The 13,409-nt window shown below is 39.5% G+C and carries 10 protein-coding genes, 1 other RNA gene and 1 pseudogene; all 12 read left to right on the top strand.

All coding sequences use genetic code 11. The annotated features are described in order from the left end of the window. Window positions 1-32: 32 nt before the first annotated feature. The 12 genes and pseudogenes from glgX to C4S54_RS00575 all read left to right on the top strand — a co-directional run bounded on the left by glgX (window position 33) and on the right by C4S54_RS00575 (window position 13,408). Complete coding sequence (gene glgX / locus C4S54_RS00520; protein ID WP_103867796.1) at window positions 33-2,210, top strand: glycogen debranching protein GlgX; 2,178 nt, start codon at window positions 33-35, stop codon at window positions 2,208-2,210. Then, on the top strand, window positions 2,200-2,799 hold the full coding sequence (locus C4S54_RS00525) for a hypothetical protein (protein ID WP_103867797.1): 600 nt from the start codon (window positions 2,200-2,202) through the stop codon (window positions 2,797-2,799). The genes glgX and C4S54_RS00525 overlap by 11 nt, the downstream gene beginning before the upstream one ends. 19 nt (window positions 2,800-2,818) lie before the next feature. Further along, window positions 2,819-3,496, top strand: coding sequence for a response regulator transcription factor (locus C4S54_RS00530; RefSeq protein WP_103867798.1), 678 nt, complete (start codon window positions 2,819-2,821; stop codon window positions 3,494-3,496). After that, the gene (locus tag C4S54_RS00535; protein ID WP_242973707.1) at window positions 3,483-4,991 is read left to right on the top strand and encodes a HAMP domain-containing sensor histidine kinase; all 1,509 of its coding nucleotides are present in this window, start codon (window positions 3,483-3,485) and stop codon (window positions 4,989-4,991) included. Before C4S54_RS00530 ends, C4S54_RS00535 begins: the two co-directional genes overlap by 14 nt. A gap of 23 nt (window positions 4,992-5,014) precedes the next feature. Continuing rightward, window positions 5,015-5,920: a hypothetical protein gene (locus C4S54_RS00540; RefSeq protein ID WP_103867799.1), complete on the top strand. Its 906-nt coding sequence runs from the start codon at window positions 5,015-5,017 to the stop codon at window positions 5,918-5,920. A gap of 102 nt (window positions 5,921-6,022) precedes the next feature. Beyond that, window positions 6,023-7,570, top strand: coding sequence for a 2,3-bisphosphoglycerate-independent phosphoglycerate mutase (gene gpmI / locus C4S54_RS00545; protein WP_022773208.1), 1,548 nt, complete (start codon window positions 6,023-6,025; stop codon window positions 7,568-7,570). 109 nt (window positions 7,571-7,679) lie between these two features. Continuing rightward, window positions 7,680-7,922: a preprotein translocase subunit SecG gene (secG, locus tag C4S54_RS00550; protein ID WP_022773207.1), complete on the top strand. Its 243-nt coding sequence runs from the start codon at window positions 7,680-7,682 to the stop codon at window positions 7,920-7,922. Window positions 7,923-8,051: 129 nt separating this feature from the next. After that, window positions 8,052-9,995 (top strand): annotated as a pseudogene (rnr, locus tag C4S54_RS00555) (ribonuclease R); the annotation flags it as partial. 434 nt (window positions 9,996-10,429) lie between these two features. Next, entirely contained in the window at window positions 10,430-10,900 is a 471-nt protein-coding gene (gene smpB, locus C4S54_RS00560; protein WP_074883331.1) for an SsrA-binding protein SmpB, read from the top strand. A gap of 68 nt (window positions 10,901-10,968) precedes the next feature. Continuing rightward, window positions 10,969-11,325: a transfer-messenger RNA gene (gene ssrA / locus C4S54_RS00565) on the top strand. A 79-nt stretch (window positions 11,326-11,404) separates the two neighbouring features. Next, window positions 11,405-12,199, top strand: a complete 795-nt coding sequence (gene proB / locus C4S54_RS00570; RefSeq protein WP_103867801.1) for a glutamate 5-kinase — start codon at window positions 11,405-11,407, stop codon at window positions 12,197-12,199. A 123-nt stretch (window positions 12,200-12,322) separates the two neighbouring features. After that, window positions 12,323-13,408, top strand: coding sequence for an ABC transporter substrate-binding protein (locus C4S54_RS00575; RefSeq protein WP_103867802.1), 1,086 nt, complete (start codon window positions 12,323-12,325; stop codon window positions 13,406-13,408). Window position 13,409: the final 1 nt, after the last annotated feature.

Below are 13,409 nucleotides of genomic sequence, written 5' to 3' on the forward strand. Positions count from 1 at the left end.
TCATTTGAACAAGCATATGTTAAAATATTAGTATGAATGAGTATAGACGTCATAGACAAAATAGAAAACTGGTCGAAATAGGCGAGCGTCAGGTAAGAGAACTTAGAAAAACAGATCTCAACCGACAGATGCTGGCCTTAGATGAATGCAATGGATTCAGGATCAGACCGGGATTTTATAATATGAATGGTGCGACCATGTTGGCAGACGGTGTAAACTTTACTGCTTATTCAAAGGGCGCAACTTCTATTACACTTCTTTTGTATAACCGAGGGGAGGCAACTCCTTTTGCACATATTCCTTTCCCTGAGAGCTACAGGATAGGAAATGTGTATTCGATGATAGTGTTTGGCCTTGATATTGAGAATATAGAGTACTGTTATAGCGTTGATGGTCCCTGGGACCCAGAAAAAGGCCTTTTATTCAATAAAAACCATCTTCTTTTGGATCCTTATGCCAAGGCAGTTTCAGGTCAAAGAATTTGGGGACAGAACCCCAATAAGGATGGCGCTTACAGAGCAAGGATCGTAAGAGATAATTTTGAATGGAATGATACAAATAGTCTTTGTACACCGATGAATGACACCGTTATTTACGAGATGCATGTTCGTGGATTTACCATGGATCCTTCATCAGGTGTAAAGTGCAGAGGCACATTTGAAGGCATAAAAGAAAAGGCTGAATATCTCAGGAAACTTGGAATTTCAGCTGTTGAGCTTATGCCTATTTTTGAATTTGATGAAACAAGGGATAAACGAATTGTAAATGGTAAGACTCTCCTTGATTACTGGGGATATAATACCATCAGCTTTTTTGCCCCAAATACAAGCTATGCTTCTGAGAGTGAGTACAATAAAGAGGGTGTAGAGTTAAAACGTATGATAAAAGCTCTTAAGGATAACGGAATTGAAGTTATCCTTGATGTTGTGTTCAATCACACGGCTGAAGGTAATGAAAACGGACCATTTATATCATTTAAAGGTTTTGATAATAATATCTATTATCTGCTGACACCTTATGGACAATATTACAATTTCAGTGGTTGCGGAAATACCATGAACTGTAATCATCCCATGGTACAGGAGCTGATAGTAGAGTGCCTTAGATACTGGGCTATTGAATACAGAGTGGATGGATTCAGATTTGACCTTGCAAGTATTCTTGGAAGAGACCAGGATGGTTCTCCAATGGAAAGACCACCTCTTATCCAGAGACTTGCCTATGACCCCATTCTTGGAAATGTAAAGCTTATCGCTGAGGCATGGGATGCCGGCGGAATGTATCAGGTTGGTAATTTCCCTGCATGGAAAAGATGGGCTGAATGGAATGGAAAATACCGAGATGATATCAGATCTTATCTAAAGGGCGATATATGGGCTGCTCCTGAAGCTGTAAAGCGTATTACAGGGTCGATGGATATGTATGGCGGCTCATATCTTGGATATGATTCATCAGTTAATTTTATTACCTGTCATGACGGATTTACTCTTTATGATTTGTATTCTTACAATGGTAAGCACAATGAAGATAATGGCTGGAATAATACAGATGGAGCCAATGATAACAGAAGCTGGAACTGCGGAGCTGAAGGAGAGACGACAGATAAAAATATCCTGGACCTCAGGTTCAGAATGATGAGAAACGCCATAACGGTTCTTATGTGCAGTCGTGGAACTCCGATGGTCTATGCGGGAGATGAATTTGGAAATACTCAGTTTGGCAATAATAATGCTTATTGCCAGGACAATGAGATATCTTGGCTTAACTGGGATCTTTTAAAGAAGAATAAAAACTATTTTGACTTCTACAGAAATATGATCCAGTTCAGAAGAAAACATCCGGCTATAAGAAAGGATTTACTGCCTTCGCATTGCGGTTACCCGCATATTAGTATTCACACAGAAAATCCTGATAATGGGAACATTACAAAGGATTCAAAGGTAATCTGTGTAAGATACGCTGGATTTATTGAAAAAAAGAATCATGATGATATAGTTTATGTTGCGATCAATGCATACTGGGAGGATATTCAGATCATGCTTCCGAATCCTCCGGAAGGCGCGTATTGGTCACTTTGTGTGGATACAGGTGATGAGAGTGGCAAGCATTTTTATAACAGGCCAAAGCCTCTTACCTGGAGAAACAGGACATTGAAAGCCAGAAGTGTAAACGTATTTATTGTTTCTTTTGGAGCGGAGTATGGCGTCTAATAAAGAAAATAAAGACAAGTTTATAGTCGGTGGCTACGAGTTTTTAACTGAAACAGATGCTGAAAAGGGTACACTTGATCTTTCAAAGATAAAAGTTCTGGAGACCAAGGTTAAGGTCAGCAGACCTGATGATATGCTGGCGGTTTACGAAAAGGCAATACAAAACAGAATTTTTAAAACACCTCTTGGCTGGAGATATCTGACTGACCTTAGAGAAAAACTTCTTGCAAGCGGTTTTGAAGAGCAGGACCTGATTCCTATACCACTGGAGATTCCTATGACCAGGCAGTCTTCACTTGATAAGCTTTCCTCGAAAAAGAAGGAGAGTCCATCAGGAGAAAAAGTACATTTTGGAAGAATTTTATCTATTGTTCTTAACGTAGCGCTTATTATTGTGGTAATCTTAATGTTTGTAATTGCTTCTACCAGCGAAAATGATAATATCATTAATTACAAAAGAAATATCACAAACCGCTACTCTGCTTGGGATGAAGAACTAAAAGAGAGAGAAAAAGCTGTGCGGGAAGCAGAAAAAAGGCTTGGCATCACTGACTCTAAAGGGTATGATGAGGGAGATGTAAGTTACTGATTTTAGGAGGACATAATTAATGGATGATCTTAAGATACTTGTTGTTGATGACGAGAGCAGAATGAGAAAACTCGTCAAAGACTTTTTGATAAAAGATGGATATATAGTTCTTGAAGCGGGCGATGGACAGCAGGCACTTGATATGTTTTATGAGGATAAGGATATTGCTCTTATCATTTTGGACGTTATGATGCCAAAGCGTGACGGATGGGAAGTCTGCAGAGAAATCAGAACTAATTCCAAAGTGCCGATCATAATGCTTACAGCTAAATCTGAGGAACGAGATGAGCTCCTTGGATTTGAACTTGGAGTAGATGAATACATTTCTAAACCATTTAGCCCAAAGATTCTTGCTGCAAGAGTTTCAGCCATACTTAGACGAACTAATCAGACCGCAAATAACCAGGTCATGGAACTTGGCGGTATTGTTGTAAACAAGGTTGCACATAGCGTATTTGTTGATGGAAAAGAGATTGAACTTAGTTATAAGGAGTTCGAGCTTTTGTCATTCTTCTTTGAAAATAAGGGAGTTGCTCTTTCTAGAGAAAAGATCCTTAACAACGTTTGGAATTATGACTATTTTGGAGATGCCCGTACTATCGATACCCATGTTAAAAAGCTTCGTGGCAAACTGGGATCTAAGGGCGATATGATCAAGACAATTTGGGGAATGGGGTATAAATTTGAAGAAAACTGATGCTCCTATAGAAAAAACCAAAACTCATTCCATAAGATTTGAAATCAGTTCAGCATTTATTTTTACTTTGATAATGGCGTTTGGTTTTTGCCTGGTAATAAATCTTTTCTTCATGGAACAGTTTTATGTTCAAAACAAGAGAGAAGCAATCATTCAGGCTTATAGAAGCATTGCACAGGCCATAAGCGACGGTGACATTACCTCAGAGGAATTCGATGTTGAGATCACCCACATCTGTGAGCGATACAATATTGAGATGATAGTTCTTGATGCTGACTCTTTAACTATAAAATCTTCTGCCAATAATGCTGAGCAGCTGACCAAGATATTATGGGATAATATCCTTGATTCAGGTAATTACAATGATAAGGAGATCATTGATATTGGGGAGGGCTATACTCTTCAAATCGAGAAAGACCGCGCTACCGGGCGAAAATATCTGGAAATGTGGGGAGTTGTAGGAGCAGGAAACCTTATTCTTGTCCGCTCGACAATGGAAAGTATCAAGGATAGTGTATCGATATCAAACACCTTCATGGCATATGTAGGTGTTATTGCTATTGTTGTAGGTTCTGTGGTTATTCTCTATATATCCAAGAAGATAACTGATCCTATAAAGCGTCTTTATCTTATTTCTGATAAGATGAAGAACCTGAACTTTGAAGCCAAGTATGAAAATACAGAGAACTATAACAACGAGATTGATATTCTTGGCCATAACATGAACGAACTTTCTGAGACTCTTGAGCAGACTATCAAAGAACTCAAAAATGCGAATATAACCTTGAAGCAGGATATTGCTCAGAAGGAAGAAATTGATGAAATGAGAAAAGAATTTCTTTCTAACGTATCCCATGAGCTTAAGACACCAATTGCTCTGATACAAGGTTATGCAGAGGGACTCAGGGAAGGAATAAATGACGATCCTGAGAGCAGGGATTTTTATTGTGATGTCATCATGGACGAAGCGTCCAAGATGAATATAATGGTAAAAAAGCTTCTTACCTTGAATCAGCTTGAATTTGGTAATGAGAAAGCCAATATGGACAGATTTGATATTGTCGAAATGGTCCGTAACTATATCAAATCTGCAGAACTTTTGGCGAGACAAAAAGAAGTTACAATACAATTTGATGTTGAGGAGCCTATATTTGTCTGGGGTGATGAATTCAAGGTAGAGGAGGTCTTGCAGAATTATTACAGTAACGCTCTTAACCACATTGACGGCGAAAAGATCATAGAGATAAAAGTGGTCAAACTTGATAATCATGCAAGAGTTTCAGTATTTAACACAGGAAAACCTATTCCCAAGGAAAGTATTGGACATATTTGGGAGAAATTTTATAAGGTTGATAAGGCCAGGACCAGAGAGTACGGGGGAAGTGGTGTAGGCCTGTCAATCGTAAAGGCTATAATGGAGAGTATGAATCAGGCTTACGGCGTGATCAACTATGACAACGGTGTTGAGTTTTACTTTGAACTGGAGACAGAATAAAGTAATGATATGAGGGTACTTTTATGAGGGTTAAAAGAGCTGTATTACTTTCACTTACTGTTATGATCGTCTTATCACTTTCAGGCTGCGGAGAAAAATTTCCGGAGCTTACTGAAGATGAGTATAAACAGACTGTCGAATTTGCTGTAGGTCTTTTGATGAAGTATTCAAATAACGATAAAGAAAAACTGACTTACGTTGATGCAAAAGAAGTTCAAAAAGAGCGCGAAAAAGAAGCTAGAAAAGCAGCTAAAGATGAACAGAAAAAACAGGAAAGTACGCCAGCTACTATGCAGCCGACCACTCCTGTCAGAGTAGAAGAGGTTGTACCAACAACAGATTCAAGCGAAGAACTTCCTGAAGAACCTGATAAAACAGATGATGTTGCGTCAGCAATCGGTTCATCTGAGACAGATACTGAAGTGGGAGCTGCAGCTACAACTGTATCTACAGCTGCCCAGGAAACTGATGAGGAAGAAAAACCAACTGAAGTAAGCAGCAATGCAATTGTGCTTTCGTCAGATCAGACTCAGGAAATAGAAAGCGACATATTCCTTTCTTACCAGGGATATTCTGTTTCAAGTACATATCCTGAAAGCTCGAAGAGCTATGTTGTAAATGCTGATAAGGGCAAAAAACTTCTGGTTTTGAGATTTGACCTTTATAATGCATCAGGTTCTACCAAAAAGATTAATATGATAAATCAAAAGCTTCTTTTCCAGATACTTCTAAATGGCAAGAATTTGGGCTATTCGGCTGTTACTTTTTTACCTAATGATCTGTCGTCATATATTGGTGAGATTGAGTCAAAGGCCCATGAGAGCCTTGTCATACTTACTCAGATAAGCGAAGATGATTCCACATCTATCAAGTCACTTGGAATGATAGTCAGCATGAATGGCACGCAGCAGGAAGTTGCCCTTAAGTAAATGGCTTGTCAAAATGCTAACAATTGATATATACTATGCAAGGAATTACAAAGCTTTTTAATTGCTTTTAACGTATTACACGTGAAATGGAGGATATATATAATGAGAGGTTCTAAACCAACAGTTCTTTTGATCCTTGATGGATACGGACTTAATGATAATCCAGAAGGAAATGCTATTGCAATGGCTAAGACTCCTGTAATGGATGGTCTTATGAAGGATTATCCTTTTGTAAAGGGATATGCTTCAGGTCTTGCTGTAGGTCTACCTGATGGACAGATGGGTAACTCAGAGGTTGGACATATGAATATGGGTGCCGGCCGTATTGTTTACCAGGAACTTACAAGAATCACAAAATCTATTGAAGACGGTGATTTCTTCACAAACGAAGGCCTTTTGGCAGCTATCAATAACTGCAAAGAGAAAAATTCAGCTCTTCATTTATATGGTCTTGTTTCTGATGGTGGTGTACACAGCCACATTACACATATCTACGGACTTTTAGAGCTTGCAAAAAAGAACGGACTTGATAAGGTATTTGTTCACTGCTTCCTTGATGGTAGAGATACTCCACCTGAAAGCGGAATTGATTTTGTAGCACAGCTTGAGAACAAGATGAAAGAGCTTGGCGTTGGCCAGATTGCTTCTATCTCAGGCCGTTACTATGCAATGGACAGAGATAACAACTATGACCGTGTTGAGGTTGCTTATAACGCTATCACAAAGGGCGAAGGCAACAAGGCAAACAGCGCACATGAGTGCATGGAACAGTCATACAAGGATGGCAAGACAGATGAGTTTGTTATCCCTACAGTTATCATGAAGAATGGTGCTCCTGTAGCAACAGTTAAGGATGGAGATTCAATTATTTTCTATAACTTCCGTCCTGATAGAGCAAGAGAGATCACACATTGCTTCTGCGACGATGAATTTGATAAGTTCAACAGAGGACAGCGCCTTGATGTTACATACGTATGCTTCACGGATTATGATCCTCTTATCCCTAATAAGGAAGTTGCATTTAAGAAGGTTCTTCTTAACAACACATTTGGCGAGTGGCTTGCTGCTAAGGGAATGAAGCAGGCACGTATCGCAGAGACTGAGAAGTATGCTCATGTTACATTCTTCTTTAACGGTGGTGTTGAGCAGCCAAACGAGGGCGAGGACAGAGTACTTGTTAACAGCCCTAAGGATGTTCCAACTTACGACCTTAAGCCTCAGATGAGCGCACCTGAAGTTTGTGAGAAGATTCTTGATGCAATAAATTCTCAGAAATATGATGTTATCATTGCTAACTTTGCTAACCCTGATATGGTTGGTCATACAGGTGTTATTCCAGCTGCTGTAAAGGCTATTGAAACAGTTGATGAGTGTGTTGGCAAGATTGTTGATGCTGTAAAGGCAACAAACGGAACAATGTTTATCTGCGCTGACCACGGTAACGCTGATATGATGATCGATTATGAGACAGGTGAGCCTTGGACAGCTCATACAACAAATCCTGTTCCATTTATCCTTGTTAATTATGATGAGGCTTATACTCTTAGAGAGAATGGATGCCTTGCAGATATCATTCCTACACTTATAGAGTGTATGGGCGAGGAACAGCCAAAAGAGATGACTGGTAAGTCACTTCTTATCAAGAAATAAGACTGAATTGTTTGACGATATTGCATAAATATGATAAAGTAATACGTGCTTGTGACTTTAAAAAATTAGCAAGACTATTTTTATACAGGTACTGGGAGGGAAGTTTTTCGTGAGTGCTTTAGATTATGTTTTCGGAGTAGTATTTATTATAGTATGTGCCGCATTGGTTGTTCTTGTACTTGCACAGGAAGGCAAGAATCAGGGACTTGGAGCAATTCAGGGAACAGTAGAGAATACATACTGGAGCAAAAACAAAGGCCGTTCAAGAGAGGGTGTTCTTAAGAGAGCTACATTTGTTTTATCAGTTTTGTTTATCGTATTTAGCGTAATTCTCAACATGAATATGTTCTAAAAATTTTATTTTTGTTATGTGAGGCACTCTAGAAATAGGGTGCCTTTTAAAATTTTATGGGCACTTGCTGAGGTATATATGAGTAAGGGAAAGAAATTAAAAAGAGTAGAAGAAAGTTCTTTTGGAACTTCAAAGAAGCATAAAAACTATATAGTAGGACAGTTCGTAGCAAACCCAAGAGGTTTTGGTTTTGTTGAAGTAGAAGGGATGGATGAAGATATCTTTATCCCTGAAGAGTATGTTCATGGCGCCTTTCATTCAGATACGGTAGAAGTTGAGGTCTTGCCTGAGTCGACAGGTAAGAGACAGGAAGGCCGTATCAGGAATATTCTTGTAAGAGGGATGGAAGAGCTTGTGGGAACATACCAGGGTGAAAAGAACTTTGGTTTTGTTATTCCTGATAATTCAAAAGTCCTTCAGGATATCTTTATACCAATTGAACATCATGGCAGCGCTGTTACCGGTGATAAAGTAGTTGTAACGATCACAGATTATGGTAATCAAGCGCTTCATAGAAAGCCTGAGGGCAAGGTTAAAGAGGTTATCGGCAATATAAATGACCCCGGCGTTGATATTTTATCAATTGTAAAGAACTATGATATTCCTTATGAATTTCCAGAAAAGGTTATAAATCAGGCCAACAGATGCCCTGATCAGATAAGCGAAGCTGACATGTACGGCAGAGAAGACCTTCGTGATGTAATGATGGTAACAATCGACGGTGAGGACGCAAAAGATCTTGATGATGCAGTCAGCCTTACTATAGATGATAAGGGCCTTTACCATTTAGGAGTTCATATCGCTGATGTAACAAATTATGTGCAGGAGAGTTCTGCGCTTGATAGGGAAGCCCTTAAAAGAGGAACGAGTGTCTATCTAGTGGACAGAGTAATCCCCATGCTTCCACACAGACTTTCAAATGGTATCTGTTCTTTAAATCACGGCGAGGACAGGCTTGCACTTAGCTGTCTTATGACAATAGACAAGAGTGGTAAAGTTATAGACCATGATATTGTTGAGTCTGTTATCAATGTCAACGAGAGAATGTCATATACGAGCGTTGCCAAGATTCTTGAGGATAAAGATGAAGAGGAAATCGCGAAGTATAAAGAGCTTGTTCCCATGTTTGAGGAAATGGCAGAGCTTTCAAGTATCCTTAGAAAGAAAAGAGAATCCAAGGGTGCGATTGATTTTGACTTTCCTGAGACTAAGATCATTTTGGATGAAGCAGGAAATCCGATTGATATAGTTCCTCATGAGAGGAATACTGCAACCAAGCTTATTGAGGACTTTATGCTTGCTGCAAACCAGACGGTTGCAGAGCATTTCTTTTATCTTCAGAGCCCTTTTGTATATCGTATCCATGAGCAGCCGGATCCTGAGAAAATCAGTTCTCTTGCTGCATTTGTAAATAATCTTGGGTATCATATAAGAACCAGAAAGGATGAAGGTGTAAGGCCAAAAGAGCTTCAGAAACTCCTAAAGGGAATAGAGGGCACAAAAGAAGAGGCTGTTATTAGCAGAATGACCTTAAGGAGCATGATGCAGGCCAAGTACAGCACAGAGTGTACAGGGCATTTTGGTCTTGCTTTTGACTATTATTGCCACTTTACTTCTCCTATAAGGCGATATCCTGACCTTCAGATACATAGAATAATAAAGGACCATCTGCGAGGAAGAATGACAGCGGCTAAGTCATCTCATTATGAAGAAATACTTGATGAGGTTGCAAAGCACTCCTCAGAAACTGAAAGAAGAGCTGAGGAAGCTGAACGAGAGACTGACAAATTAAAGAAAGCTCAGTATATGGAGAACCATATCGGAGAGTGCTTTGAAGGAATTGTTTCTGGAGTTACAGCCTGGGGATTATTTGTTGAGCTTGAGAATTCCTGTGAGGGTATGGTCAGAGCTGCAGCTATGAGTGATGACTTTTACGTATATGATGAAGGGAACATGAAGCTTGTAGGCGAGAGGACTCATAAGGAGTATACTCTTGGACAACGCGTAATGATCAGAGTAGCAGGTGCTGACAGACTTACAAAATCTATTGATTTTAAACTTGTTTTATCTGATGATGAAGATGATGAGTTTGACTATGATGGATTTGAAGATATTCCAAAGGCTAAAAAGATAGCGCAGGACAGAGCGAGAAAGGTCAGAAAGCTAGGCGAGATAGCGCAGGAAGAAAGAAGCAGCGAGGATAATGGTGGCGACGAAATCATTGATGCAGCCCACTCTGAAGGACGCCTTGTAGAATATAACGGCAAACTTATAGACCTTAGCGAGTATGAACCCGACGCATTAACCGGTGAGTTCAGGAAAAAGCGCAAATCAGGAGGCGATAAAGGACAAGGCAGGAAAAAGACCTCATCCAAAAAGGGAGAAGCTAAGTCTTCACGTAAAGTCTATAAGGTACATAAATATAAAAAGTCTGCAACCAGTAAAGCTGCAAGAAGCTCGCAGCAAAAAGGCAGAAAAAAGAAACGATAAAGCAAAAAAGGTGTATTATGGCGGAAGATAATAAGGCAAGAAAATTAGTTGCAAATAATAAAAAGGCATATCATGACTACTTTATAGAAGAGAAGTATGAGGCAGGAATAGAGCTTTTTGGAACAGAAGTTAAATCCATAAGACAGGGAAAATGCAGTATCAAGGAAGCATGGATCAGTATTGATAAGGGAGAGGCTTTTATTATGGGAATGAACATAAGCCCATATGAAAAAGGCAATATCTTTAACAAAGATCCTCTTCGTGTAAAGAGACTTCTTTTACATAAAGCTGAAATAAGAAAGCTGGATCAGCAGAAAATGGTTCAGGGATACACGCTTGTTCCTCTTGAAGTTTATTTTAAAAACGGCAGAGTGAAAGTTGAAGTGGGCCTTGCAAAAGGTAAAAAGCTTTATGATAAACGAGCAGATATGGCCAAAAAGGATCAGCAGAGAGAGGCTGAAAAAGAATTTAAGGTCAAATTTAAATAAAAACTAAACTGCTGGTGTATTGATTTTATCTGTGCTTACCGATATAATGGGTAAGCACAATTAAATAAGGGTTAGTAAAGGTTTCGACAGGGATTTTGAAGCTGGAGAAGCTATCCGCAGGATGGTCGCGTTAAACCTCAAATTAAAATTAAACGCTAACGATAATTTAGCACTCGCTGCCTAAGCGCAGCCCGTCAGCCCGGGTGCACCTACACACTCGGTAACTGGCGTCAAACTTTGTAGGAAACGACATAGCCTAAGCTTTGCGGCTATGGTCGTATCATGAAGCTACCGATTATTTGCAGTTGCTTGTTACCGCAGGTAAGAGGGAACAGAGATGCAGAATCTCAGAATAATAAGCTATGATAGTAGAAGTACAGGGGATGAATTTTTGGACAGGGGTTCGACTCCCCTCTAATCCACTTTTTTAGGACTACCATTGATTTATGGTAGTTCTTTTTATATAGTATTAACATATGATTTAGCAAGGTAAAGGGGAAAACTATGAGCGTCAGTAAGAAGAGAATAGTTGTAAAAGTAGGTACTTCCACAATAACAAATAGTGATGGAAATGTTGATATAAGGGCACTTGACCATCTCTGCAGAGCTTTGGCAGGTGTTGAGAATCTTGGATACGATCTTGTACTTGTTTCATCAGGAGCTATTGCTGTTGGAGCAGGTAAGATGAGACTTGCTCAAAAGCCAAAGGAGATCAGGATGAAGCAGGCTGCAGCTGCCGTTGGACAGACAGAACTTATGCATCTTTATGACAAGTTCTTTAGCGAATACGGAAGAATGGTAGGTCAGATACTTCTTGATAATGAGGATATTGCAGACCCTGTCAGAAGTAAAAACCTGAAAAATACATTCGATGCTTTGCTGGAGAACCACATTATCCCTATAGTTAATGAGAATGACTCAGTCAGCCATGCGGAGATTGAGTCAGAGAAGAAGCTCTTTTCTGATAATGATATGCTGTCAGCATTTGTTGCAGCTTTTTGTAATGCAAGTAAACTTATTATTTTCTCAGATATTGATGGCCTTTATGATGGTAATCCAAGCACTAATCCTGATGCAAAGCTCATCAGCAGGGTTGAAGATATTACAGATGAATTAAAGTCAATTGCATCAGGCTCGGGTTCAAATCGTGGAACAGGCGGAATGATCACAAAACTTGATGCGGCAGAATATGCTACAGAACACGGGATAGATGTTATCATTACAAATGGCAAAAATCCTGAAAAACTCTATGATGTAATTGAGAAAAAGATTGTGGGAACATTATTTGTGGCTAAGTAAGAGGCTTTCGCAAGTGCTCTGACATTGACAAGCAGGGCGTTTGATGATATTTTTTTCAATGCAAATGGTGCCCCAAGGGAGATTCTCCGGGGCACTTAATAGGTAATAAAGTGAGGGAAAATTATGAAAAAGAAAATTCTATCTTTTGTCATGGCTATTGCCATGATGTCTACTTTTGCTGTTGGATGCGGAAATACCGCAGCAGAAACAGTTTCAGAGACAGTAGCTGAGGAAAGTGTTACAGCTACCAGCGAAGCATCTACTCTTCAGACAGAATCCACTGAAAATACAGATGTATCAGCAAAACCAACCACTGACAGAAGTGGTAATGAAGTTACAATTCCTGAAGAAGTAAATTCAATTGTATCTATGGCTCCTTCAACAACACAGATCCTTATAGATCTTGGACTTGGAGAGAAGATTGTGGCATGTGACACATATTCATGTGCAAGCTATTCTGATTCACTTAAGGCTGATATTCCACAGTTTGACATGATGACTCCTGATCAGGAACAGATAATTGCTCTTGGAGCAGATGTTGTTTTCACAACTGGTATGAGTGCCAGCCATGGAGATGATGTTTTTGCAGCTGTAAAAGAAGCAGGTGTATGTGTCCTTGATATTCCAAGCAGCGCAAGCCTCCAGGATATTTCAGATGACATCAGATTTATAGGAGCTGCTACATCAACAAGTGATGCTGCAGAGGCAATTGTTAAAGAGATGGAAGCTACTATTGAAGAAATTTCCAAAATAGCAGCTACTATCCCTGAAGAAGAGAAAAAGACAGTTCTTTTCGAACTCTTTACTCCATCTGCTGATGCACCAACAATTTATACATGTGGTTCAAATACATATATCAATGAGATGATAAGTCTTATCGGTGCTACAAATGTTGCAGGAGAGGAAGCCGACCAGTGGCCTGCTCTTACAGAAGAAGCAGCTGTAGCTATGGATCCACAGGTAATTCTTACTGCTGACATGTACACAGATGATGTTATAAATGTTATTCTTAAAATGAGCGGATGGGAGAACGTATCTGCTATTAAGGACAAGGCTGTATATCAGATTGATAATGATACAGTTAACAGACCTAATCATCATGTTGTAAGCGCCATGATCGAGATGGCTAAGGATATTTATCCTGATTACTATGAGTCATTTGTTGACCCATTTGGCACAGAAGATAGCAAGGAGCAGCCTGCTGCATAAT

The organism is Butyrivibrio sp. Su6 (assembly GCF_900108105.1).
In the GTDB taxonomy this organism is placed as follows: domain Bacteria; phylum Bacillota; class Clostridia; order Lachnospirales; family Lachnospiraceae; genus Butyrivibrio.